The sequence below is a fragment of the Rhizobium sp. 16-488-2b genome, assembly GCF_017741815.1.
GTDB lineage: Bacteria > Pseudomonadota > Alphaproteobacteria > Rhizobiales > Rhizobiaceae > Rhizobium.
The window spans coordinates 58185-82423 of sequence record NZ_JAGHMF010000027.1 but is presented as its reverse complement, the minus strand read 5'-3'; the positions used below and the strand labels follow the sequence as shown (position 1 = coordinate 82423).

At 57.1% G+C, this 24239-nt stretch carries 18 protein-coding genes and 2 pseudogenes; 5 read left to right on the top strand and 15 right to left on the bottom strand.

The features are described from left to right. The first annotated feature begins 10 nt into the window (after positions 1 to 10). The gene (gene istB / locus J5286_RS21670) at positions 11 to 748 is read left to right on the top strand and encodes an IS21-like element helper ATPase IstB (protein ID WP_126924644.1); all 738 of its coding nucleotides are present in this window, start codon (positions 11 to 13) and stop codon (positions 746 to 748) included. A 125-nt stretch (positions 749 to 873) separates the two neighbouring features. Here istB and J5286_RS21665 read toward each other — a convergent pair. Both J5286_RS21665 and J5286_RS21660 read right to left on the bottom strand, forming a co-directional pair. Next, positions 874 to 1555 (bottom strand): annotated as a pseudogene (locus J5286_RS21665) (IS5 family transposase); the annotation flags it as partial. A 126-nt stretch (positions 1556 to 1681) separates the two neighbouring features. Further along, positions 1682 to 2365 carry a GGDEF domain-containing protein gene (locus J5286_RS21660; RefSeq protein WP_269835163.1) on the bottom strand — a complete coding sequence of 228 codons (684 nt, stop codon included), beginning with the start codon at positions 2363 to 2365 and terminating at the stop codon, positions 1682 to 1684. 636 nt (positions 2366 to 3001) lie between these two features. Here J5286_RS21660 and gcvA point away from each other — a divergent pair. Then, entirely contained in the window at positions 3002 to 3925 is a 924-nt protein-coding gene (gene gcvA, locus J5286_RS21655) for a transcriptional regulator GcvA (protein WP_142843396.1), read from the top strand. Beyond that, positions 3894 to 4801: pseudogene (locus J5286_RS21650) on the top strand (IS1595 family transposase); the annotation flags it as partial. The gene gcvA and the pseudogene J5286_RS21650, both read left to right, overlap by 32 nt. A gap of 569 nt (positions 4802 to 5370) precedes the next feature. On the opposite strand, the gene J5286_RS21645 reads toward J5286_RS21650, so the two are convergent. The 5 genes from J5286_RS21645 to J5286_RS21625 form a co-directional block, all read right to left on the bottom strand. Then, positions 5371 to 6105, bottom strand: coding sequence for an aspartate/glutamate racemase family protein (locus tag J5286_RS21645; protein ID WP_142843394.1), 735 nt, complete (start codon positions 6103 to 6105; stop codon positions 5371 to 5373). A 67-nt stretch (positions 6106 to 6172) separates the two neighbouring features. Next, positions 6173 to 7012, bottom strand: coding sequence for a substrate-binding periplasmic protein (locus tag J5286_RS21640; protein ID WP_142843393.1), 840 nt, complete (start codon positions 7010 to 7012; stop codon positions 6173 to 6175). Between the two features lie 23 nt (positions 7013 to 7035). Further along, complete coding sequence (locus J5286_RS21635) at positions 7036 to 7698, bottom strand: amino acid ABC transporter permease (protein WP_142843392.1); 663 nt, start codon at positions 7696 to 7698, stop codon at positions 7036 to 7038. After that, on the bottom strand, positions 7698 to 8342 hold the full coding sequence (locus J5286_RS21630; RefSeq protein ID WP_142843391.1) for an amino acid ABC transporter permease: 645 nt from the start codon (positions 8340 to 8342) through the stop codon (positions 7698 to 7700). Before J5286_RS21630 ends, J5286_RS21635 begins: the two co-directional genes overlap by 1 nt. After that, positions 8339 to 9100, bottom strand: coding sequence for an amino acid ABC transporter ATP-binding protein (locus J5286_RS21625; protein ID WP_142843414.1), 762 nt, complete (start codon positions 9098 to 9100; stop codon positions 8339 to 8341). The genes J5286_RS21630 and J5286_RS21625 overlap by 4 nt, the downstream gene beginning before the upstream one ends. Before the next feature lie 564 nt (positions 9101 to 9664). Between J5286_RS21625 and J5286_RS21620 the strand changes: the two genes are divergently transcribed. Next, positions 9665 to 10327: a helix-turn-helix domain-containing protein gene (locus J5286_RS21620; protein WP_142843390.1), complete on the top strand. Its 663-nt coding sequence runs from the start codon at positions 9665 to 9667 to the stop codon at positions 10325 to 10327. Between the two features lie 326 nt (positions 10328 to 10653). On the opposite strand, the gene J5286_RS21615 is transcribed toward J5286_RS21620, so the two are convergent. The 7 genes from J5286_RS21615 to J5286_RS21585 all read right to left on the bottom strand — a co-directional run bounded on the left by J5286_RS21615 (position 10654) and on the right by J5286_RS21585 (position 21796). After that, on the bottom strand, positions 10654 to 12006 hold the full coding sequence (locus J5286_RS21615; RefSeq protein WP_161991477.1) for a Glu/Leu/Phe/Val family dehydrogenase: 1353 nt from the start codon (positions 12004 to 12006) through the stop codon (positions 10654 to 10656). 235 nt (positions 12007 to 12241) lie between these two features. Beyond that, positions 12242 to 13468, bottom strand: coding sequence for a pyridoxal phosphate-dependent aminotransferase (locus J5286_RS21610; RefSeq protein ID WP_142843388.1), 1227 nt, complete (start codon positions 13466 to 13468; stop codon positions 12242 to 12244). A 9-nt stretch (positions 13469 to 13477) separates the two neighbouring features. Beyond that, positions 13478 to 15040: an L-piperidine-6-carboxylate dehydrogenase gene (gene amaB / locus J5286_RS21605; RefSeq protein ID WP_142843387.1), complete on the bottom strand. Its 1563-nt coding sequence runs from the start codon at positions 15038 to 15040 to the stop codon at positions 13478 to 13480. Then, a complete protein-coding gene (locus J5286_RS21600; protein ID WP_142843386.1) occupies positions 15030 to 18053 on the bottom strand; it encodes an FAD-binding and (Fe-S)-binding domain-containing protein in 3024 nt (1007 codons plus the stop codon). The genes amaB and J5286_RS21600 overlap by 11 nt, the downstream gene beginning before the upstream one ends. A 12-nt stretch (positions 18054 to 18065) precedes the next feature. Continuing rightward, positions 18066 to 19481: a 2-oxoadipate dioxygenase/decarboxylase HglS gene (gene hglS, locus J5286_RS21595; RefSeq protein WP_142843385.1), complete on the bottom strand. Its 1416-nt coding sequence runs from the start codon at positions 19479 to 19481 to the stop codon at positions 18066 to 18068. Positions 19482 to 19604: 123 nt separating this feature from the next. Then, positions 19605 to 20501, bottom strand: coding sequence for a LysR family transcriptional regulator (locus tag J5286_RS21590; protein ID WP_142843384.1), 897 nt, complete (start codon positions 20499 to 20501; stop codon positions 19605 to 19607). A gap of 11 nt (positions 20502 to 20512) precedes the next feature. After that, positions 20513 to 21796 (bottom strand): NAD(P)/FAD-dependent oxidoreductase, encoded by a 1284-nt coding sequence (locus J5286_RS21585; RefSeq protein WP_142843383.1) that lies wholly within the window; start codon positions 21794 to 21796, stop codon positions 20513 to 20515. Between the two features lie 193 nt (positions 21797 to 21989). Between J5286_RS21585 and J5286_RS21580 the strand changes: the two genes are divergently transcribed. Next, positions 21990 to 23228 (top strand): DUF3422 domain-containing protein, encoded by a 1239-nt coding sequence (locus J5286_RS21580; RefSeq protein ID WP_142843413.1) that lies wholly within the window; start codon positions 21990 to 21992, stop codon positions 23226 to 23228. A gap of 43 nt (positions 23229 to 23271) precedes the next feature. Here the strand turns inward: J5286_RS21580 and J5286_RS21575 are convergent, their stop codons facing one another. Next, positions 23272 to 24174 (bottom strand): LysR substrate-binding domain-containing protein, encoded by a 903-nt coding sequence (locus J5286_RS21575; protein WP_142843382.1) that lies wholly within the window; start codon positions 24172 to 24174, stop codon positions 23272 to 23274. Positions 24175 to 24239: the final 65 nt, after the last annotated feature.

The window sequence follows — 24239 nt, the reverse complement described above, 5'->3', positions numbered from 1 at the left end:
AGAACGAAGAATGCTTGCTCATCCAACACTTGATAGACTGAACGCCATGGGCCTGGCCGGCATGGCCAAAGCCTTCGGCGAACTCGTCGCCAACGGCGAGGCCGAACATCTCTCTCATGCCGAATGGCTCGGACTGCTGCTCGAGCGGGAATGGAGCTCCCGTTACGACCGCAAGCTTGCGGCGCGTCTTAGGTTCGCCAAGCTTCGTCATCAGGCCACCCCGGAAGATGTCGATTATCGCGCCGAACGCGGTCTCGACCGTGCGCTCTTCATGAAACTGCTCGGGGGCGACTGGATCGGCGCTCACGACAATCTCGCTATCTGCGGTCCCTCGGGTGTCGGAAAGAGCTGGTTGGCATGTGCCCTTGGCCACAAGGCTTGCCGTGACGACCGTTCTGTTCTCTATCAGCGTGTCCCAAGGCTCTTTGCCCAGCTCGCGCTCGCCCGCGGCGACGGTAGATACGCTCGCCTACAACGCACCCTGGGCCACGTTCAGCTCCTGATCCTGGACGATTGGGGCCTCGAGCCACTCAACGAACAGGCCCGTCACGATCTGCTTGAAATCCTCGAGGACCGTTACGGCCGGCGCTCGACGATCATCACCAGCCAACTCCCCGTATCCGCCTGGCACGGTGTCATCGGTGATCCCACCTATGCCGACGCCATCCTGGATCGTCTCGTCCACAATGCCCACCGCATCGAACTCAGCGGAGAAAGCCTACGACGAAATCTGCCGCGCAAAGCTTGACACATCACTCGAACGAACTGACAACAATTATTGCCTGCAGACCCCTGAAACGGGGGGCGAGATCATCCCGGAATCCGGGGGCGCAATCATCTCGGAACAATGGGGCGGCTTCATCGGAATCGGCAGGTTGCAACGCGCCAAAACTGTTTAAGCTTGTTGAAGAAGCGTTCGGTCTTGTTGCGCTCCTTGTCGAGATCGGCGTCGTAAGGGCGCAGGACTTTGCGCTTGGGTGGGATGACGACGTCAATTCCGGCCTTGTCGGCCCTGTCGACGAGATGATCTGCGTCATATCCCTTGTCGGGGATGGTGGCGTCGGCGTCGAAGCCCTCGACGAGATCATGGGCAAAGGCGATGTCGTTGCGCTGCCCCGGGCTGGCGATCAAACGGACTGGAAGCCCGAGCGCCTCGGTGGCGGCGTGGATTTTGGTGCTCAACCCGCCCCGAGACCGACCCAGGCCCTGGGCATCTGCCCCCTTTGACTTTGCGCGCGCCTGCCGCATGCTGATGCGCCCACACGACGGTACTGTCGATCATCAGCCGTTCGAGGTCGGCTTCGCGGGCCAAAACCGAAAGCATCTCGTCAAGGACGCCCATTTCGATCCAGCGGTAATAACGTCGTTTCACCTAGCGGTAATGGCCGAGCCGTTCTGGCAGATCACGCCAGCGACCACCGGAGCGGGCGATCCACAACAGCGCGTCCAGGAATCGACGGTTGTTCGTGCGCGGACTGCGCTTGCCTTTCGTGCCGCCGGGCACAAATCTTTTGATCTGTTCCCACCGATCATCCCGAAGCGCATCGCAATCCATGGCCAATCTTCAAAACTAGCCTTGAACCTGATTTGGTCCGCCCCGGGAATCCCAAATCGTTAAATCGTCACCACGCCCTCGTTAATCGGTTCAAGCGAGGGGCATCTGCACCGCATTTATGATGCACTAAAACTGCTGCCTCGATCTCTCATCCATGGTGGCGAGACCGTCAGGTCCTCTAGGAAAAGGACAAAGCGGGGGCTCTAGGGCCGCTGTTACGACTTGTCTTCGAGTCGCGGTCCGAAGCTGGTTGCGGCCGTTCCGCTTCGCCACGTATAGCGCTTCATCGGCTCTCAAGAGCAGTTCCGCGGGCGTATCATTGTGGTCGAACTCGGCCGCGCCTACGCTTGCGGTCACGGTAAGCTTAGTTCCGTCCGATAAAATTAGTGGCCGATCTGCGATATGGCGCAGCATCCTGTTGCCGAGAGCATCGGCAGCATTGATGTCGTGATCAGGCGCGACCACGACAAACTCCTCACCGCCATAGCGAACGACCGTTCCCATTGTCTGGAGATGGCTGTCGATCAACATACAAACGTGCCGTAGAAGCTCATCACCGGTCGGATGTCCGTAGGTGTCGTTGATATGCTTGAAGTGATCGAGGTCCAGGATCAACGCCGAGAGCGGCCGGCTTAAGCGTCGGGACCTGTTGATTTCTTCGTCGAGCTTGTGGTCGAGATAGCGTCGGTTGAATGCGCCGGTCAACGGATCGCGCATGACGTCGCGTTCAAGAGCGGCGATCCGCACGATATCCTTGGTGGTGAAATCGGACAGACGCGACACAATCAAAACAAAGGCGCCGCCGGCCATCAAAATGGTCGAAACAACCAACTCCGTCATTGCTGCTCGCGAGTTAACCGCGAGAACGCCAAAACAGGCATAGCCTATGAGGAATAGAAAGATAAGCGCCCGCAGGCTGTACCAGCCCCGGCGCATCCGACCCTGGTTCAACGTGCGTAAAATAGAAGACAGGGACGGCACGGCCGCAACAAGCAATCCGATTCCAATCACAATCATCAAGGAGCAGAGCAAAGACATTAGATGATTTTAGCCGCAGCTGGATAACATATTCCTAAGCGAACGTGAGAGTTCCCCCGGCTTTGCCGGGGCGGCAGTAGAAGTTTGATTTTTGCGGGAGCCCACCGCGACTTTTCCCTTGTGAGCCGCCAAGCACACGAAGGGTTCACATCCGCCTGCTTGGCTACAAATGTCTGAAACTCGGTGGGTTCTTTGACGGGAATGATGGAGATCTCGCGTGTCGGTGTCCGCAACCGTGAAGATGTCGATAATGGCGTTTCCCAAGTTCTGCTTGACCAGGCTGCAGACAGGTCCCGAACGAGACTTGAATTTGGCGTGCGTTCGCAGCATGTGTAAGATGCGGTGTAATCTTTCGACAAACCATTTGCTCTCACGGGATGCGTGAGAGCGGCTCACGCCTGGGATGCCATGGCCGACATTCTTCCCCCGCTCCAGACACTGCGCGCGTTCGAGGCTACGGGAAGGCGGCTCAGCATGACGCTCGCGGCCGAGGAACTGCATTTGACGCATGGAGCGGTCAGCCGCCAGATAAAAGCACTCGAGGACCACGTCGGCGTCCCCCTCTTCCGCCGCCTGACCCGCAGGATCGAGCTTACTGAAGCGGGCCAATCTTTCTTCAGCACCGTCACGCGAGTCCTGTCAGAACTATCACGTGAGTCCGAAGACATCAGGCGCAGGAACGATAGGAGCCGACTGGTGGTCAGTTGCGGCGTGTCCTTCGCAAGCAAATGGCTCATGCCGCGGCTTCATCGGCTGATTGGAGACCATCCCGATTTGGACGTTCACGTGGAAGTTACAGACAACCCCGTCGACTTTGCCTCTGGCCATGTCGACGTGGCGCTCCGCTATGGCAACGGGCAATATCCCTTCGCATCGGCCGAGCGCATCATGAATGAGGTTGTCTCGCCCGTCTGCTCTCCGGAATACCGGGAGAAGATGGGAGGGTTGGATCGGGTCGAAGACCTGGCGAAGTGCCAACTGATCCACGAGATCGGCATGACCACGACATGGGAACGATGGTTCGCCGTGATGCAGTTGCCTTATCCGGTCATGCGAAGCCCGGGCTATAGCCATGGTAGCATGTCGATCGAGGCGGCGGTCCGTGGCGTGGGCGTGGTACTTGGGCGGAGTGTTCTTGTTGCTGAAGACCTTGTTGCCGGGCGTCTCCTGCCTCTCTTCCCGCAGGCGACGCTTGAGGTAGAATGGGGCTATGACCTTGTCTATCGGATTGGCAATCAGGACCATCCTAAGGTCAGGGCTTTTCGGGCTTGGGTCGCTGACCAGGTTCGTCAGTTTACGTCGGCCTGGCCTCTACCAATGCTCCAGCGGTGATTGCCGCTTGCAGTTCACCGTGACAACGCATACGCCCTTGCATGCCACGAAGCTTCCGTTGCGCACCTGGCTCAAAGCAATGTGGCTGTTGTTGCAGTCGGATAAAGGCCTATCCTCGGTCCGTCTCGCCGAGACCCTTGGCGTTAGCCAACCGACCGCCTGGCGGATCGGTCATGCACTGCGGCTCATGGTGGCGCGCGAGCACATGCTCGACGGCACGGTGGAAGTCGACCATTTCTATCTCGGCGGCAGACCCAGAAAGCATCCCGATGATCCGCCTCCTGGAAGAGGCCGCAAGGGGGGCAGATAAAGACGGAGAAGACGCCGGTCATTGCGATTGTGCAGCGACCGGCAGACCTCACCCCAGGTTCCATTGCGGGCGATGCCCGTGCCACTGTCGTTACGGGCCTTTCATTGCGTGCTGCTGTACGAGCAGTTGCAACACAAGTTGAACTTCGAGCGCATTTGATGAGCGACGAGGCAAAGGCGTTCGTGGCCATAGGGGAAAGCTTTGCCGTACACGAGACGGTCAACCACTCCAGCCGCGAATATGTACGGGATGCCGTCCACGTCAATTCAGCCGAGGGGTTCAATGCCCGGATCCGGCGAACCATTGCAGGCGTCTTTCATCGCATCAGCCCGGAACTTGCCGACCTGTATTTCCATGAAATCGGGTTCCGCTTGTCCCAGCGCGTTGTTATCGGCCAAGGAGTGCGGAAAAGCCGAAGCGGCAAGGAAAGCACGAAAACCCTCTGATCACGCGTTCCTCCCGCACCGCAATTGCAGCAGGTCTTCCATGCTGCTACCGGCCGCCAAATGCGCCGTAGTCGAAGCGGCGGCATCACCATCAAATCTGCCGTGGCTGTCTTTGGTTGATAAAGGCCTGGTACGATTTCGAACTGCTCTTGTTCCGACCCCTAGCCGGTCAGCGCCAGGTAGCTCAAGATGATCGTCGAAAGACGTGGTTTAAAACGGCATGGAGGCACCCCAATCTGACCTAATCGCGATTCTGTCAGAGTGGGGTGCCGCTAAGACGCTAGGCCAGAATGGTTGCCCGGGTTCATCCAACATCACTAAGTCATGGAGAGCAATTCCGACCGAAAAGACTTGTCGACCTCGAATTTACTCAAAGGTCACGACGCTTCCTCGTGGCGAGTATATGTAGTGCATTTTCAATGGAAGTTGCACCAACAGCCTTAACCGCATTGGCAATACACGTTTCAATCTCGTGTTTTGATCTGCCAACTAGAACGACCATCTCATCAATTGTTCTGCCTCGCAAAAGCCAACGAAGGCACGCTTTCTCCAGTGGAGAGAGCATTCCTGGCCTGCTACTTTCTGCTGAGTCTGGAGACAATTCAGCCAATCTCTGGAAATCACCCTCCAGTTTGAAAACGGTAACAGCTAATAGCTACCTTGAACTCCAAAAACTGCTGTCTGGCACCCTAAATGCTTCCGAAATAGGGACGGCGTGCGGTACAACTCTGTACATAGTTGATCATTGTAATGAAGTCGAAGACCGGCCGTCCGGTTGCAGACTGCACTGCGTGTGCATATGGCGGTAGGTCACTGCATTCGAGTAGAATCGATTTTACGTCCGGGTTATCGGCGACCAGCTTGCGCGCAACGGCTGTCACCTCACGCTCAATTGCGGCAGAATCCAGTGTGCCGCGCTCTTCAAGGATGGCCTCTCGAAATTCCGTCTGATCTTCCATGCCCGAAACCGCCAACGGAATGAAATCAGCAACATTGCAGGCCGCGAAATGGCGCGGCGTCAGCCGCGAGGCATTGGCAGTAATGACGCCGACGCGGCCTCCGCACAGCGCATGCATGAACGGGATCTGCATCAAGCTGGACAGAAAGACCGGAATATCGACCGCTGCCGCGACCTCCTCCTGGAAATAGGCCATGAAGCCGCAGGCGCCGGTGATAGCCTTCACGCCGCGGTTCTGCAATTCGACGGCCGCTTCGATAAAGACCTCTTTCAACGCCGGATCGCGCTGGTTCAGCAGCCGGTCGATGGAGGCGCCGCGCACTTCCTGGAAGCGGACGGGGTAGTCATAAGTGGTTGCGTTGCCAACGTTTCCTGGCACACAAGGATAGGCTGCATCCAGGATCAAGATGCCGATTTGCTCACCGTACCAGGACTGCGTTTTGCGCGTGACCGTATAGACAGTCATCTTTATTGTCTCCGATTTCCATTTAAGCTGAAAAGCGGGGGAGCGAACTCCCCCGCTGATAAAATGCTTACTCGACGAGGCGCGGGGCACCGGTCTCTGCTGCGGTACCGTCCAGTCCATAGGACTTCAGGATGGTGACGATCGTGCCATCCGCATGCATCTCGGCGATCCCGGCATCAAGCGCGACGCCCAGTTCCTTGGCTTTCAGCGAATAAGGGAAGGCCGCCTGCGCTGCTTCCTTGCTCGCCTTCACGCGATCATCGGAGGTCGCGACATTGACCTTGATATCACCGAGCGCACCTTTCTGCGCGGCAACCACGCCGGTCGAATAGCCGTCGACGGCCACATCGATCCGGCCGGACTTGAGGTCCTGCTGCATGTTGACCGAATTCGGGTAGAGTTTCAGGGAGTCGCCAAGCAGGGTCTTCAGGTCTGCGACCCAAAGATAGCCCTGCACCGTGCCGACCTGCTTGCCTTCAAGATCCGAGACCTTCTTGAAGTCTTCCTTTGAGTAGATGCCCATCTGGTCGGTGTAGAGCGGTGCGGAGAGGCTCATGACCTTCGCGCGCTCTGCCGTGCGATACCAGTCGCCAGTTGTGATATCGGCCTGGCCGGAGAGCACATATTGGATGGCAGCGGCGGGATCGACGGCGACGGCCTTGACCTTCAGGCATTCGCGCTTGGCAAACTCCGCGGCGATGTCGCCATCGATGCCCTTCATGGCCCCACTGTCATCGATGAAGGAATGCGGGGCATAGGTGGTAACCGCGACCGTCAGCGTTCCGGCTTCAACTGTCGCGAACTGGTGCTTCGGCGTGCAATCTTGCGCGGACGCAAGAGAGGACGAGATCAGGAACCCGGCAATGCCGGTTAGAAGAATCTGCTTGGTGGTCGATACGATGGTCATGCAGGTATCCTTTCAGTTGAGGTTCAACGGTGGGCGTAAAGTCCCGCACGCTTCTCGACGTGACTGACGAAGAGGGCGGCGGGGATGGAAATGCAGGCATAGAGTGCGCCAGCTGAAAGCAGAGCCGGGAAATAGCGGAAGGTCGTCGAGCCGATCTCGTAGGCACGGCTCACCAGCTCCGGCAGTGCGATGGTGAAGCAGAGCGACGTACCTTGGAAAATAAGGATCGAGAAACCGAGCAATGCAGGAAGTGCCACACGCAGGCCCTGCGGCAGGAGCACGTAGCGCAGTTCGTCGAGCCGGTTGAGACCGAGGGCGACCGCCGCCTCCCGCTGGCCATGGGCGACGGATTGCAAGCTGGCACGAATGATCTCACTGGTATATGCGCCGGTGTTCCAAGCGAGCGCGATCACCGCGGCGGCATAAGAGCCAAGCGTCACCCCGGTCGTTGGCAAGCCGAAATAGATGAACTGAAGGAGCACCAACGCGGGCGCACCGCGGCCGATCTCGACAAGAAAGAGACTGAGGCCCTTCAGCGCGCGGTTCCTGGCCAGCACGCCGAGCGCCAGAACCAGACCAAACGGAATGCCGATAAGAAGACTGAGTGCCGTTACCTGCAGGCTGATCGAGAGCCCGCCAAGGAGATGAGGCAGCCAAGTGGAGATTTCGTCGTAAGTCGGAAACATCAGCGCGCCACCCTTGCCTGGAGATAGCCATCGGCCATGCGCGAGAGCCATGCGATTGGAAGGCTCAGAAGCACGTAAAAGAGCCCGACCACTGCGAACACTTCAAGGCCTCGATAGGTGAGCTGCGAAAGCTGGTTGCCTTGGTAGGCGAGCTCCGACACGCCGATGGCGGAGGCGACTGCCGTCTCCTTCATGAGGCCGATGAGATAGCTCGCCGCCGACGGCAGCGCGACGCGGAATGCCTGGGGTGCGATGATGTCGCGGAAGACCGACCAGTGGCCAAGATCGAGTGCTGAGGCGGCCTCCCACTGTCCGTGATGGACGGACGCGACCGCGCCCCGATATATCTCCGCCATGTTCGCGGCTGCAATCAGCCCAAGCCCCATAAGAGCGGCATGGAAAGGGCTTATCGGCGTCACGCTCATGCCAAGACCGAAGAAGATGATGAAGAGCCAGAGAATAGGCGGTATGGCTCGCACGACCTGGATTAGGACCATCGCGAGCGCCCGCAGCGGCAAGAATTTGCTCTGGCGTGCTACAAGCAGCGGGATGCCGAGCACGGCCCCGATTAGAAAGGCTCCTGCCGTCAGCGCGATCGTCCAGGTTAGACCCCGGAGGAGGGGAAGAAACTCTGCCACGCTCATCGATCGTGTACCGCGCGGAGAAAGCGCTTCGTCCGCTCCTGTTGCGGATTGCGCATGACCTCCTTCGACGGTCCTTTTTCTACGATATGACCGTCGGCCATGATCATGACCGTGTCGGAAACGTTCTCGGCAAAGCTCATCTCGTGGGTAACGACGATCATTGTCATGCCGCTTTCGGCCAGCTCGCGCATTACGGCGAGAACCTCAAGGCCGAGCTCGGGGTCGAGAGCCGATGTCGGCTCGTCGAACAGCATGATTTCCGGATCGAGCGCGAGCGAACGGGCAATAGCGATACGCTGCTGCTGGCCGCCGGAACACCGGACGGGAAACTGTTCCGCCTTATCGGCGAGGCCCACGCGCTTGAGAAGCTGCATTGATCGCTCGTCGGCTTCCCTGCGGCTGCGGCCAAGCACGCGCTCTTGCGCCAAGCTTACATTTCGCAGGACCGACATGTGCGGAAAGAGATTGAACGACTGGAAAACCATGCCGACACGCCGGCGAAGGCCAGAAAGCTCCGCGCGTGCAACGGGCCGCGCAGCGTCAATCGTCATTGCACCGATAGAGATCGTACCGCCATCTGGCGGCTCGAGATAGTTGATACAGCGCAGTAGCGTGCTTTTCCCGGAACCGCTCGGTCCGATGATCGCGAGAACTTCACCCGAACGCACTTCGAGATCTATACCGTCAAGAACCGTGTGGCTTCCGTAATGCTTACTCAAGGAAGACAGCCGGATGAGAACGTTGTCAGTCGCCGCCATCACGTCCGGGCACCCCGTCGGTGGCAATACGGCGCTTTGGTTCCCGCCAAGATAAAGAATTGCACCATCCATGCCATTAGAATTCCCATGCTAAAGCGTCGGCGTGCGATTGCATCCGATTCACAACAGGTTTCGTTTCAAGGTAATATTCTGCGCGATTCGCCCAATCTCGACGTTAAGCCACGTAAACCCTCACGCCGCGCGCCCACGATTCAATTTAGACTTGCTGCCAGGCGAGACAACATCTGGTCTAAAATCTGAACGCTTTCGATTATGACACGACGTTATTGAGATCCACGCAATTGATCACCCTCTTTTAATGCTCGGATGACTGTCGTTTCTTTGAGCGACTTTCCGACCGTACTGGCCGTTCTCCGAGCTTGTCGGGCAGTTTGTCTCACTTTGATGCCTACCGGTCAAGCACTTTTTCTCAAATTTATGACATTTGTTTCCTATAGGAAACTCATTCCCCGCGCTCCTTGACGCCACAGTCGTTCGCGCCGTATGAAATTCGAAACAGAGTATGCCGATGGTACTTGAAGTCGATTTGAAGGTAGGAAAGTAATGCGAGCGACAAAGCAGACGAAGATCACGCTATTGCAAAGCTCAGGGATGTCGGAAAATTTATCTTCCGATGGTCGCCAAGAACTTGGCCAGAAGCTTCGTGATTTGCGGCTTGAGCGCGGGCTGACGCTCCAGGAAGTGAGCAATGAGACAAAAGTCGCACGCTCCACGCTCTCGAAGATAGAGAATGGTGTGATGTCCCCTACCTTCGATATCCTGCAAAAGTTGGCTGCCGGCTTTTCACTTGAGATCGGCGCCTTGTTCAGTTCAACACCGGTGCAGGCGGGCGCAGGACGAAGGAGCTATACAAAAAGCGGCGAAGGGCCTGCTTTGTCCAGTAAGCATTATATACATCACGCACTTGCCTCCGACATATCGAAAAAGCGGGTCCTGCCGTTTCGTACAAAGGTCAAGGCGAGGAAAATCTCGGATTTCAAAACGCTCATCTCGCACGAGGGAGAAGTTTTCATCTTCGTCGTGAGCGGAACCGTCACATTTTATTCCGACTTGTACGCACCTCTCAAAATGGAAGCCGGTGACAGCATATATTTTGATAGCATGATGGCGCACGCTATTGTTTCGACTTCTGAGGAAGATGCCGACATTGTGTGGGTGTGTGACAACATCAAAGGAGTAGAGGAAGGAGATCTAGAACTGCATTGATGCCCGGAGTGCGCTTGAATTTGGTCCATCGGAATGCGCCGTTGAATGAATTCTTCAAATACAAGTAGCGTAAAAACGGAACGCACGAGGTGCAATGGCCATCGACGCGGCTAGCATGCTTCCCCCATCTACATGAGAAGCATGCTGTACGCGGTCTGATCGCGCCTGAACGCTTCAGGGCGGAAAAATTCATCTGGAGCATGCAAGTTTCATCGTCGTGAGAAAACGCGGTTTTCGCGAATGTGAACTCAAAACATCGCAGGATCTGGCATTGCAGAAGAAGTCATTTTTTCACTGCAAGCTTCATCAAAGGAGATCCCGGACGATCAAATTCCGATCGCTTGATACGCGTCACCAATCTTCCGGATGGCGATGACATACGCCGCGGTCCGGAAGGTCATAATCTTCGATGCCCGCTTCAGTTCGGAGATATTATCGTAGGCGCTACGCATGACATCTTCCAATCCGGAGCGAACGAGGTCGATCTCCGCTCCACCCTCCAGAAACTCGTCTTTGATGTCGGCAGGGAAGGCTCGCTCGGTCATCGCCTCCATTGCCTGGGTCATCTGAAGATTGCGACGTTCGCGACGGCGGCGCTCCATCAGACCAAACGGTATGTGAGTTATGTTCTTGACCCACTCAAAGTAACTGACGACAACGCCTCCAGCATTGACGAAGAGATCGGGAAGCACGACGACTCCCCGGTCGGTGAGACGCTCTTCGGCGTCGAAGCTGACTGGTCCATTCGCACCTTCGACGATCAGCCGTGCCTTGATCTGGTCGGCGTTGCGGACCGTAATCGCATTTTCCATCGCTGCCGGTATAAGGATGTCGCACTCAAGCGTAAGACCCGCTTCCGGATCCTGAACGCTCTCGGCGGACGGGAAGCCGAGAACTGTTCCGTGGGTGAGCTGATAGCGTTTGACATCTTCGACAGGCAGGCCTTTGTCATTAAAAATATAGCCGTCGCGCTCAACGATCGCGACGATCTTCGCACCATCATTCTCATGTAGGAATTTTGCGGCATGATAGCCGACGTTTCCGAAGCCCTGCACGATCACAGTCATCTCTGCAAGATTTCGGCGACCATCGACACCATTTTCGTTCAAGTCGCGAAGGTAGCTTTGGATCGCATACTGGACACCTCGGCCGGTCGCCTCGGTGCGCCCTGCGATCCCGCCCCGTGCCAGTGGTTTGCCCGTTACGCATGCATTTGCATTCACGATGTCAGACGCGCCGGTTCTCTTGTATTCGTCGGCCATCCAGGCCATCTCACGCTCACCTGTTCCCATATCGGGTGCAGGAACATTCCGGCCTGGGCAAATCAGATTCCTTTTCGCGAGCTCTTGCGTAAAGCGGCGGGTGATACGCTCCAGTTCGTGTGCATCCCAATCCGCAGGATTTATCTTAAGCGCTCCTTTCGATCCGCCAAAGGGAACATCGACCACGGCGCATTTCAGGCTCATCAACGCCGCGAGCGCTTCAACTTCTTCCTGGTCGGAGTGGATGGAGTACCGGATGCCACCCTTTGCTGGTTCGACATGTTCGCTGTGGACTGATCGCCAGCCGACAAAACTGAACATCCGCCCGCGCAGTCTCACGCCGAAACGGACGGTGTAAGTCGAATTGCAGGCCTTGATACGCTCTGCCAATCCATCGGAGAGGTTCAAATGGCCCATGGCGCTATCGATGTAGGCATCGACGCTTTCGAGGAATGTTGTCGTCTGTGTAGTTTTGTTGGATGCTAATTGATCCATCTTCAAGACCTCCCTAAGCGATAGGCGACAAGTGAGGGGCTCGCTGACCGGCGACCCAACCAACATTTGGCGATTTCTGGGTTGCATCGGCGAACCATCGAGGCCGGTGCATAAAAGTCGACAGGCCAGGTCCCAACGCCCGGCCCGGCGGGCGACCTTACTGCAGGTGCAATGCTGCGACGCTGATGCGCCGGCAGGCTTCCACCAATTCCTCCATTGAAGTGGCGTAGGAAATCCGGAAGTATGGCGCCAAGCCGAACGCGGAGCCAGGGACGACGGCGACGTCTGCTGCCCGGAGCAGATAGGATGCAAAAGCAGAATCGCTATCGATGACGTCTCCCGTCGGCGTTTTGCGCCCAATCAGACCTTCGACGCTCGCATAGGTGTAGAAAGCGCCGTCCGGAACGCGGCAGCTTATGCCGACGATGTTGTTCAGGGCACTGACAACGACGTCGCGGCGCTGCTGGAAGGATGCGCGGCGCGGCGCAAGAATATCCTGGGAGCCCGTGAGCGCTTCGACGGCAGCAGCCTGGCTGACCGACGACGGGCAGGAAGTCGACTGGCTCTGAACGATCGCCATCGATCTGATAAGCTCCGTCGGCCCTCCGGCATATCCGATACGCCAGCCCGTCATGGCGTAGGCCTTCGATACGCCGTTGATCGTCAGTGTTCGTGCGGCAAGCCTAGGTTCGATCGCCGCCGGAGTGACGAACTCAAAGTCGCCATAGACGATATGCTCGTACATATCGTCCACCATCAGCCAGACTTGCGGATGACGCAGCAGGATGTCGAGGAGCGGGCGATATTGTTCAGCCGAATAGGCCGCGCCGGAAGGGTTCGACGGAGAATTCAACATCAGCCAACGCGTTTTCGGCGTTATCGCCGCCTCGAGATCACTCGGCGACAAACGAAAGCCGTTCTCTTCCCTGCAGGGGACGAGAACGGGCTTGCCGCCGGCGATCAGCACGATGTCCGCATAGGTTACCCAGAACGGCGTCGGGATGATCACCTCATCGCCCGGATTGAGCGTCGCCATCATCGCGTTGTAGATCACCTGCTTGGCGCCGGCCGCGACAGTTATCTGGTTCTGCTCGAATTCCAGACCGTTTTCGGTCTTGAACTTGTGCCGGATTGCCGCCTTTAGCTCTGCGGTACCGTCGAGGGCGGTGTACTTCGTCTGGCCAGCCGCGATCGCTCTAACCGCGGCCTCCTTGATGTTGTCGGGCGTGTCGAAGTCCGGTTCGCCCGCACCGAGAATGATGACATCGCGACCTTGTTTCTTCAGTTCGTTGGCATGGCCGGTGATCTTCAGGATCTCGGAGACGCCGATCTCGACCAGCCTTTCGGCTGGCCGGAAATGTGAGCTGTTGACGACAGTGTCCATCGTTCGGTCCTACTCGATGTCGAACTTGACGCCCTGCGCGAGCGGCAGGGTGCGGCCATAGTTGATCGTGTTGGTTGCGCGGCGCATGTAGGCCTTCCACGCGTCCGAGCCGGATTCACGGCCGCCGCCAGTTTCCTTCTCGCCGCCAAAGGCGCCACCGATTTCTGCACCGGACGGACCGATGTTGACATTGGCGATACCGCAATCCGAGCCACGAGCGGAGATGAACAGCTCAGCTTCACGCATATCATTTGTGAAGATTGACGAGGAAAGACCCTGGGGCACTGCGTTATGCAGTCGCAAGACGTCGTTGAACGCGCTGTATTTCATGACGTAGAGGATCGGAGCGAATGTCTCGTCTTTTACGGGGCCAAGCTGGCTTGGCATTTCGACCAGTGCCGGACGCACGTAGTAGGCTTCTTCGCTTTCGGCGCTAAGACGCTCGCCACCACTTACCTTTCCACCTGCTGCCTGAGCGGCCTGCAGTGCGGATTGCATAGCGTCAAAGGCGAGCCTGTCGATCAGCGGACCGACGAGATTGCCTTCGAGCGGATTTCCGACAGAGACGGAGGCGTAGGCCTTCGTCAGCCTGTCGACGAAGCTATCGTAGACGCTTTCATGAACGAACAAGCGGCGCAGCGATGTGCAACGCTGGCCGGCGGTCCCCATTGCTGCGAAGGCAACGCCACGCAGGGTAAGGTCGAGATCCGCTGTCGGCGAAACGATAGCGGCGTTGTTTCCACCGAGCTCCAGAATTGCGCGGGCGAAACGCTGGGCGAGCTTCGGCCCGACCGCACGGCCCATCGCCGTTGAGCCCGTCGCCGATACGAGAGGAACGCGATGGTCTTCGACGAGAACCTCGCCGACGTCACGGCGGCCGATAATCATCTGAGCAAGACCTTCGGGAGCCTGACCACCCTGAGCCTTAAAGCGCTTGAGCGCTTTCTCGAAGATAGCCTGGGTCGCAAGAGCGGTCAGCATTGTCTTCTCGGACGGCTTCCAGACGACGCTGTTTCCGCAAACCAGCGCCAGTGCCGCGTTCCAGGCCCAAACCGCAACCGGGAAATTGAAGGCCGTTATAATGCCGATAACACCGAGTGGGTGCCAAGTTTCCATCATGCGGTGGTCGGCACGCTCGGTCGCGATCGTCAGACCGTAGAGCTGGCGCGATAGACCGACTGCGAAATCGCAGATATCGATCATTTCCTGAATTTCGCCCAGACCTTCGGACGTGATTTTGCCGACCTCGATGGAAACAAGCTGGCCCAGAGCCTCCTTGTTCGCGCGCAGTTCCTCACCCAAAAGCCTGATCAATTCGCCACGTTGTGGGCCCGGCACGTCACGCCATTCGAGAAATGACTGATGAGATTTTTCAACGATTGCGGAAGCCTCATCACGGGTGATGCTGGCAATCTGACCAAGGGTCTCACCTGTAATCGGTGTCCGAGCGCGAATCTCGCCCTTGGCATATGCTTCCGGCGCGATCCCAAGTTCTGTAAGGAGCTTGTCGGTGACTGTTTTCAACGGCAGGCTCGATGCGCCTGCTCCTTTTTGAAGTGCGTTAGTCGACATGACCATTCCTTTCATAATCTGATTGTGTGGATTTGAGTGTGTTTTGTCTCGTCAGCGCATGACCGGACGCGGGCACGCCGCTGACAATCTGCAAGAGGGCCTCAACCGGGTGCCGCGCTTCCATGTTTGTCAGACGCTCTGTCTGACAGCGGCAAGAGAACCCGGTAATGAGAGGAATGCTGCCTTTTAGACCGTCCAGTTTCTCCGCCCAGCTCATAGAGAAGAGCTTTTTGGACATTGCTTGGTGTTCGATTTCGTGTCCGAACATTCCGGCCATGCCGCAGCAACCTGTCGGAACATATGTCGCATCCGCGCCGAAGAACGTGAAGATCTCGATCCAACTTGCAGCGGCAGATGGTCTGGCGGTTTTCTCCGTGCAGTGCAGGAACAGGGAGTAGTTCTGCTTATTCGCTGGGAGGGTAGAGATCGAGATGCGATCGCTCTTTATCTCCCGAAGTAGAAAATCTTCGAACGTGAGGATAACAGCGGACGTTGCGCTGTCTGCACGGTAGGATTTGTATTCATGGTCATGCATCAGGGTCGTTACCGGCTCGATGCCGATAACGGAAATGCCTGTTGCCAGAAGCGTCTCCTGCCGCAATATCGCTGCACGCGCGGTTTTTTCGAAAGCTTCCAGATTTCCGATGACGTAAGCGGCCTTCCCATTGGCCATCGGCGGTTCACGCCAGACCTTGTAACCAAGCCGTTCGAGAAGCGCGTATGACGCGCTCACCACACCGCCGTCAAAGGAACTCGTAAAAGTATCTTCGAGCAGAATAACCGTTCGCTGCTTCTCATCGTCCGGAAGATTCAAGAGGCGTTCAGGGTCGCCAAGGGTCGGACGCGAAGCTTTGGCAGGATAGAAGTCAGGGAGATCGACCAATCTAGTCAGACGATCCCCTCCGCAGAAGCTCATTGCCGCTTTGGCAATATTCGCAATCTTCGGAAGCCGTCGCGCAATGCGGAATGCATTTTCGCTTTGCGATAGTAGATGGTGCCGGAACGGCCTGCGCCGTCGGCGATAGTAGTTATGCAGAAATTGCGCCTTCATCGAAGGTATGTCGACCTTGATCGGACACTGGCTCGAGCACGCCTTGCAGGAGAGACATGTCGAAAGGCTTTGTTTCAATGCCTCCTCGACGCCGGACAGTTCGGCTGCCGTGCGACTCGTGCCATTAAGAGACCGCAAACGAGCCCATTCACGGATGAGGGCCGCGCGCCCCTTTGGAGACTGGTTTCGGTCGCGTGTCGCTTTGTAGGACGGACACATGGGATCGGATTTGTCCCAGTTGAAGCACGCGCCATTGCCGTTGCACGCTAGAGCGCGATCGAAAGCCTTCGCATGGGTCGCGTCGATTTGACGATCGAACTCTCCACGAAACGAGACCGTGTCGATCGCATCGATCCCCTCGCCCGTGGGCGACGCGAGTTTTCCGGGATTGAACAGGTTCGAAGGGTCGAAGACGCGCTTGATTGAACAAAGTTCCCGGTAAAGCCTGTCTCCAAAGAAGAACGGCGAGTATTCGCCTCGATAGCCGCGGCCGTGTTCGCCCCACAGGAGGCCGCCGTATTTCTTCGACAAAGACGCGATTGCGTCACTGATGGGACGAATGAGGGCGGCATCGCGAGGATCACGCATGTTGAGCGCGGGCCGAACGTGAAGGCAACCGACATCGGCGTGGCCATACATGCCGTAGGTCACGCCATGACTGTCCAATACGTCTCGGAACTCGCGGACAAAGTCAGGGAGCCTTTCCGGTGGAACAGCCGTATCTTCGACGAACGCGATGCCTTGCTTTGTCGGCGAAAGCCTGCCGAGCAGGCCGACGGACTTTTCCCGAAGAGACCAAAGCTCGGCAATAAGCTTTGAGTCGGTGACAATCCTCCAGTCGATAAAGAGGTGCGAGCGCTGAGCGAGTTGCCCGGCCAAACTATCGAGCTTGCGCTGCAGTTCGTCTTCGTCGTCAGCTAGGAACTCTACGAAATTCAGACCGCCGACGGCGACCCTTGCATCACTTCCGAGCACCGCTTCGATCGATGACCAGACAGGATCCTGCTGTGCCAGGGTCAGAACCTTGTCGTCGATGATTTCGACCGCCGAGGGATTTGCGTCCAAAAGAAGCAAAACATCCTCAAGCGCCGTCTGGAAGTGCGCGTAGCGTATCGGAACGAGCGCCTTCAGCTTCGGACGGCGCAAAATTCTCAGGGTCACCGACGTCGTGAACGCCAATGTTCCTTCGGAACCTGCCAGCAAGTAAGCGAGCCGTACTTTCCCATCGTCTTTCAGGACGCTTTGAAGGTTGTATCCCGTGAGACCGCGATTCATTTTGGGGAACGCCGATGCAATCTCCTCGACGTTTTCCGAAATGACGCGCAGAACTTCGCGGTAGGCTCGACCGACAAGTGAATCCTGTTGCGCCACGAGGCGCGCAGTCGCAAGGTCGAGGTCCTCGATTTTAGAAGCGCTGCCATCCGAGAGCACGATCTCGAGTGAATGCAGGTAGTCTGACGTCTTGCCGTATATGCGCGAGCCTTTTCCCGAGGCATCGGTTCCGATCATCCCACCGATCGTCGCGCGAGATGCCGTCGAAACCGTGGGCGGGAAGAAATAACCGTGCGGCTCGAGAAACGCATTGAGTTCGTTGAGAACGACGCCTGGCTGGACGGTGACCGTCCCAGCGGCCAGATCGAGACCCTCGATGCCATTCATATGGCGCGAGAGATCAACCACGACACCGCTGGTCAGAGATTGGCCGTTGGTGCCCGTTCCGCCGCCGCGAGCGGAAAGCGGGATTCCCGTTTCGCCGGCACACTTAACCAAGATCACCAGATCGTCGGCAGATCTCGGGAAGGCCACGCCCATCGGGCGGACCTGATAGATGCTGTTGTCAGTTGAATAGACAGTCAGAGATCCGAGGTCGCTGACTGTCTCGCCTTTAAAGCCGGCGCGCACCAGCGTTGTGGAAAAGCGTTTGAACGCCTGTTGATTTCGCTCCGTTTCGCGCGCAGGCATCGAAGTCACCCCTTACGCGATCGAACGCTGCGCGAGTTCGGGATGACCGAGCGTTTCATAGGTCTGATCCAACGACCGATTCTCAGCCTCCGCATATAGGGCAAGCTCGTCTTGCACAGTGCTACCGAGACCGTTTTCAAATGCATCTCGGTTCGACCGTTCAGAGTAGTTCTGCTGCGCGTCGGTACCCAGGTTCGACTGGAAAATGCCTGCCGCGCTGACGGGGAGAAAATCTTCGTAAACGATCGGGTCGAAGCGGATAAAGCCGGCGTCGATCAGAGCATCGAGCGTTGTCGGCAAGCGGTCGTGAGGCGAGCAACGACTCCCCTTTTCTGTTGTCGAGTACCGGAAATACGCCAATTCCTGTTTTCGCAGATCGGCCCATTCGTCGGGAAACTCACCGAAGGTCTCGGTCAGTTGGACATTGTAGTCTTTTGACTTACCTCCGGATGCCCCGACCTGTACATCGCGCCGGACCGCCGCAAGAAGATCGTCGTAAAGCTTGCGGCCCTTCGGAGTCAGCGCGACACCGCGCTGCTCGATCTCGCCGAATCGCGCGGTGTGCATTCCGCTCGACTGCTGGTCCTCGGACGGCTTGAAATTGATGCCCTCTTCCAAGGCCTTGAAACTCGTCTGACGCAGGAGGATCGCGCATTTGCGCCGCGGCGGCCCCTCGATTACGGCCTTAGGGGAAATCCCGCGCTTCGGCATTTCTGCCTGGACGGCATCGATATCGAGCGTGCGCGGTGTCAGGTGGTTGATGTGCGGCCCTTTGAAGCTCACGACGTCGGCGATAAGGCGATGGGCATCATGAAGGCGTTTGTATGCGGCAAGCGTAACGGTGGCATCGTTGTGCCAGCGAAATGTCTCAAGGGCCTCGCGGACGAAATCGTCGGCGTCGGCATCGCTCAGGCCGCCGTCTGCCTCGGCCTTCTCAACCAGAGCCAAAGCCGGCGCCGTGAAGATCTGCCGGCGCCCGAGAATCTCGGCGGCCTCGGCACGAAGGGCTTCGTCCTCGATGAGTTCGAGACGAAGGAGCGACGTGAACACACGGAAAGGATTGCGGCTCAACGCTTTATCGTCAACCGGACGAAACGCCGTTGAGTGGACGGGAATGCCGGCAACCGAAAGGTCGTAGTATCCTACCGGATACATTCCCATGACCGCGAAAACGCGCCGGATATTGAACAGCTCTTCAGCCGTCCCGAGACGGATCGCGCCGTGACGCTCGATATCAAGACGATCCAGCTCGTCATTTCTGACCATCGCCTCCTGAAGCGCAGGATCATTCGCCAATGTCGCATCGTTCACGTCCGAAACGAGTTCCATCAAGGTCCCATATTGCGGCACCTCATTGCGATACATCTCGGACATCGCTTTGGAAAAGCGTGTACGAATGTCGTCGGGATGCGCGAATTGCGTTGTCATAACGGCCTCCTCTGTCGATGCCCTCATTCCCGGGGCTCATGATGCAGAGGAGTATTCATCCGGAAAATGCCAACAGCAATCAATCGATCCGTCAGATGTCATTCCGCTTGGGAATAGGACCAATCAACGTTGATCCGCTGTCTCCGCTAGAATCCATTTCTTGAAAGCCTGCAGCGGAGGATGCGAAGCACGATCGGAGGGCCAAACAAGATAGTATGCCTCTGCGCTTTTCATCTGGAGGTCGAGGGCACATACCAGCTTCCCAGACGCCAGCTCTTCCTCGATAAGAAACCTCGGCAGCAATGCAACCCCAACGCCGGCAACCGCAGCTTGAGTTGCCGTTGCGAACTGATCGAAGAGCATGCCATGGACGGAATCGGGCGATACGCCATTGATCACCATCCAACGCTCCCAGGCATCTGGTCGGCTGGAAAGATGCAGGAGAGGCGCCTTCCGAACATCGGCCGGCTCCGAAAATTCGAACTGATCCCGCAGTTGCGGACTGCAGGCTGGCACCACGATCTCGTGACGAAGCAGCGCCAACTCCCCGCTGCTCCACTCTGGTCGGCCGAAATGAATCGCAGCGTCGACAGGTTCCAAACGGAAATCGAACGCGGTGATTTTTGTGACGAGATTAATCGTTATGCCCGGATTCTGTGCCAGGAACTCCGGAAGACGCGGTGCGAGCCACCGCGTGCCGAATGTCGGGAGGATTGCGAGATTAAGCGTCCCTCCATAGGGATTTGCCCGGAGATTGAGCGAAGCCGCGCTGATCTTGAAGAGAGCGTCGCGAATTTCACGGGCGTACCCCTCTCCTCCGATCGTCAATTTGATCGTCTGCTTTTCCCTGTGAAAGAGCTCCACGCCGAGTTGATCCTCCAGCGCGCGGATCTGTCGACTGACAGCGCTCTGAGTGAGGTTCAATTCTTTGGCCGCCAGGGTAACACTTCCAGTTCGAGCAGCCGCCTCAAAGGCGGCCAGCCAGGAAAGCGGAGGCAAAAAACGGCGGGGAAGTTGCAAATTGGTTCCTCTTAAATGCGGGCTCCAGCCAAGTGAGCGATTTGTGCACCCAACTCGTAAAAGCCTTCCTTTGCTATACGCAACGTCTGCGGCCGCACCTCGGTCACCGGCAATGGAAGGTCATCATCGTTGATTTCACCGCAAACATAGGACGCAAGGACGCGACCGAATGCTGTACCCGGCGCAATGCCACGGCCATTGTAGCCGCTAAAACCAACCATGTTATCCTCATACTTGTGGAAGCGCGGGACGGCATCGCTGGTCATCCCAATCTGCCCAAACCAAGCAAACTCAAATTCGACTTCGGCAAGCTGCGGGAACAATCGTTTCAAGGACCGCCTCGCCCAAGCCTGATGGATAGCATTGCCAGTATTGCGCAGGGCTCCGACACTGCCGAAGATCAGTCGGCCACGCTGGTCCATGCGGAATGAGGAAAGAATTTCCTTGGTGTCCCAGCAGCCTTCGCAATTCGCCAAAATGCTTTTGCGGAGATTGGACGACAGAGGCTTCGTTGCAAGATTGAAATAGGGAAGGTGAACCTGTTCCTCGCGAACAGCCTGCCATGGACCCGTCGAATACGCATCGGTTGCGACGATAACCCATCTCGCAGTCACTGATCCGCGCGGTGTCGTGACCTGCCAGCCATCACCTTGTCGCTCGTACGACACGACCGGGCTGCGCGTGAATACTTGGGCTCCGGCATCCATCGCTGCAGCAGCCAGTCCGCGCACATAACTCAAGGGTTGCAGCGTGCCAGCGCGAGGGTCGAACAACGCCCCGGCATAGGCGGGCGATCCGGTTCGGCGTCGGGCCTCCTCAGCATCCAAAAGCTGCAGCGGCGCCCCACGGGCCGTCCACTGGCGATGACGTTCCTCCAGTTCCTTAAGTCCTTGCGACCCCACCGCAAGGTGCAGGGTTCCATTCTTCTCGATCTCACAGGAAATGCCCTCTTCCTCGATGATCCTGCGAACCAAAGTCGGGGCATCGGAGAGAAGGCCAAGGCAGCGTTCCCCGTACTTCGTCCCAAGGACGCCGGGGATGTCGTCAGGCATCACCCACATGCCGCCGTTGATCAGTCCGACATTACGCCCGGCACCGCCAAAACCGATTTCAACAGCTTCAAGAACGACTGCTGTCATTCCGCGTTGTGCCAGGTGAAGCGCCGCCGACTGTCCGGTAAAGCCCCCACCGACGATCGCGACATCGGCAACAACGGCGGCTTCGAGTGCTTCGGTCTCTCGGGCCGGAGTGGCGGAGTGCTCCCAAAGTCCATGGGATCTAGGGTTATTCAGCATGCGACGGGCTTTCCTAACTCATCCGTTTATAATTGCATAATACCCCGGTCTCCCAGTCAGATATATGCAGGTATGCGCAATAGGTCTTTCCGATTCAGAATAAGCGTCACACTTGCAGACCTGCTATTTCGACGGCTGCCGTGTTGCGGGATCGTCGTTCGATTGCCCGGTTTGGATCGGAGGCGTTATGTCCATGCCGTTTGCCACGGAGCATCCGCTCCGCAGAAACTTACACGAAGAGTTACACGCTCGACCATCTCTCTACTTCGACGGTGATACGGATGTCTGGCATGTCGCGATTGTCGAGTGCGATCGATCATGTTTGACGTCCTTCACCTCCGGCCTTGAAGACGTGTCAACCACCGGGCAAGGCTGCCACGGCATCGGCCGCTTGGAAAACGGCCGACTCAAATGGGAAGCGCATACCGAATTTGTTACTCTCACTTATCTGATACCGGCAGACTCCGATTACGCCAATAAGCTCCCAAGTATATTCGACTACATTGAACGCCTGGGTGGAGAGGTTATTAGCGCGACGCGCGTCATCGTCCGCGACGAGAATGACAGTAAACCACATAGTCAACCAGCTGACGACTTTGTCGCTTCCAAAGTGGGAGGCGGTGACGCGGAGGTTTGTTCGAACTTCCAACTGAGCGAAAGCGGCTTCGTCGAGCTGCACTTTTTTAATCGAAAGCTCAATGCCTACCGCACGGGTCGTATGGTGCGGCGATTGTTGGAAATCGAGACCTATAGAATGATGGCGCTGCTCGCCGTTCCGGTTACACGCGAGACTTTGGAGAAAATCGTACAGTTCGATGCGCGGGTTGATCATTTGATAACCCACATGCAGACCTCCGCCAAGGTCGATAAAGCCCTTCTTTCTGATGTCACAAAGCTATCGTCTGATGTTTTAAACTACTCGTCAAACGCGAGAACACGATTTGGTGCAACAAAAGCTTACGCTGACATCGTAAATAGGAGGTTGGTTGAAATTCGAGAGGAGCGCGTCGAACAGCGCCAACGTATCTCCACCTTTATCGAGCGTCGATTCCTGCCGGCAGTTCAATCGGCGAGCGCTGCGGAACGTCGACTCGCTGAACTCGGCGAACGTGTTGCACTAGCAGGAGACCTGCTACGAACAACGGTCCAAGTTCAACTTGAAGACCAAAATGCGTCGCTTCTTGCTTCGGTCGAAGAGAGGACGCGAGTACAGGTCCACATCCAGCAGGCTGTCGAGGGCTTCTCCGTAATCGCGATAGCATATTACGTAATCGGCCTCATCAAAATATGTCTCGAGGCAGCTGTAGAGCTTGGTCTCAACCCACATTTAGCGAAGTTATCAATCCTTTTCGCATTACCTATGATCGTGCTTTTGCTATCGGGAATAATCAGGCGCGTCAGACGAGCCATCACCGCGAAAACACCAAGTTGAACCATCGCGTTGTGTTTGCCTAGCAAACGTTATCGGAGGCTCACTAAATTTGGTGAATCAGCCAATCTCGGAAAAGTGCCGCGCCGCTTTTCGGCAACCTCTGAGCTGACATGATGAGATGCACAGACTGACCGGATTGATAGATCTCCTTCAGTGGCGCGACCAGCCGGCCGGCCTCTAGGTGCTCCTGCACCAGATGTTTCCAGCCGAGCGCGATGCCCTGCCCGCGCACCGCCGCCTCGATTGAGCCGAGTGCGTCGGTAAAAACGAAATCCTGCCTTAGCCGCGCCACGGACACCGAATGACACTCCAGCCATTCGCGCCAGGCAAGGCGCGTACGGTGCCTCTCCTCGAAATTCAGAAGCGTGTGCTTAAGCAGGTCGGCCGGTTCGACGATCGGGCCGAAGTCCCGAAGATAGTCAGGGCTGCATACCGGCAAGATCTCTTCGTTGAAGAAATGCCAGGATTGGAGTCCCGGCCATTTGCCATCGCCGAGGCGTGCTGAAACATCGATATCCTCTTCCACGAGGTCCTGATCGTCGCGGCTGCTTTCCTCGATGCGCAACGGTACGTCCGGATGCTTAGCCTTGAAATCCTTCAGTCGCGGAAGCAGCCAGAGCTGCACGAAGGCGGCCGAGAAGGACACCCGCACGACGTCATTGGAATGTTTCTTCTGGAGCGAGGAGATGACCATGTGCAGGCGGTCGAATGCGTCCTGTGTCTCCCTGTAAAGCCGCTGGCCGTCCGCCGTCAGCTCCAGCCGCGTATGCTCGCGGCGAAACAGTTTCAGCCCCGTTGCCTCCTCCAGCAGCCTGATGGTCTTACTCACGGCCGGTTGGCTGACATTTAGTTCCTGCGCGGCCGCAGTAAAGCTGCGCCTGCGGGCGGCTGCCTCGAAGCAGAACAGGTAATTGGCGGAGGGGACAAGAGAACGAAGCCGGTGCATAATTTGAAGTTATGCCGTTGAAGAATTTTTTGCAAGATTACAACGGCCACTGGCGTTTGTAGGGT

What these genes read in the sequence shown, in the direction of transcription:
- J5286_RS21600 (WP_142843386.1), bottom strand. Translation starts at nt 18,053, where the DNA reads ATGCCTGCGCGCGAAACGGAGCGAAATCAACAGGCGTTCAAACGCTTT.
- J5286_RS21615 (WP_161991477.1), bottom strand. Translation starts at nt 12,006, where the DNA reads ATGGGCCATTTGAACCTCTCCGATGGATTGGCAGAGCGTATCAAGGCC.
- J5286_RS21575 (WP_142843382.1), bottom strand. Translation starts at nt 24,174, where the DNA reads ATGCACCGGCTTCGTTCTCTTGTCCCCTCCGCCAATTACCTGTTCTGC.
- hglS (WP_142843385.1), bottom strand. Translation starts at nt 19,481, where the DNA reads ATGACAACGCAATTCGCGCATCCCGACGACATTCGTACACGCTTTTCC.
- J5286_RS21580 (WP_142843413.1), top strand. Translation starts at nt 21,990, where the DNA reads ATGCCGTTTGCCACGGAGCATCCGCTCCGCAGAAACTTACACGAAGAG.
- J5286_RS21635 (WP_142843392.1), bottom strand. Translation starts at nt 7,698, where the DNA reads ATGTTTCCGACTTACGACGAAATCTCCACTTGGCTGCCTCATCTCCTT.
- J5286_RS21645 (WP_142843394.1), bottom strand. Translation starts at nt 6,105, where the DNA reads ATGACTGTCTATACGGTCACGCGCAAAACGCAGTCCTGGTACGGTGAG.
- J5286_RS21640 (WP_142843393.1), bottom strand. Translation starts at nt 7,012, where the DNA reads ATGACCATCGTATCGACCACCAAGCAGATTCTTCTAACCGGCATTGCC.
- J5286_RS21620 (WP_142843390.1), top strand. Translation starts at nt 9,665, where the DNA reads ATGCGAGCGACAAAGCAGACGAAGATCACGCTATTGCAAAGCTCAGGG.
- J5286_RS21630 (WP_142843391.1), bottom strand. Translation starts at nt 8,342, where the DNA reads ATGAGCGTGGCAGAGTTTCTTCCCCTCCTCCGGGGTCTAACCTGGACG.
- istB (WP_126924644.1), top strand. Translation starts at nt 11, where the DNA reads ATGCTTGCTCATCCAACACTTGATAGACTGAACGCCATGGGCCTGGCC.
- J5286_RS21660 (WP_269835163.1), bottom strand. Translation starts at nt 2,365, where the DNA reads ATGGCCGGCGGCGCCTTTGTTTTGATTGTGTCGCGTCTGTCCGATTTC.
- J5286_RS21585 (WP_142843383.1), bottom strand. Translation starts at nt 21,796, where the DNA reads ATGCTGAATAACCCTAGATCCCATGGACTTTGGGAGCACTCCGCCACT.
- gcvA (WP_142843396.1), top strand. Translation starts at nt 3,002, where the DNA reads ATGGCCGACATTCTTCCCCCGCTCCAGACACTGCGCGCGTTCGAGGCT.
- J5286_RS21625 (WP_142843414.1), bottom strand. Translation starts at nt 9,100, where the DNA reads ATGGCGGCGACTGACAACGTTCTCATCCGGCTGTCTTCCTTGAGTAAG.
- J5286_RS21610 (WP_142843388.1), bottom strand. Translation starts at nt 13,468, where the DNA reads ATGGACACTGTCGTCAACAGCTCACATTTCCGGCCAGCCGAAAGGCTG.
- amaB (WP_142843387.1), bottom strand. Translation starts at nt 15,040, where the DNA reads ATGTCGACTAACGCACTTCAAAAAGGAGCAGGCGCATCGAGCCTGCCG.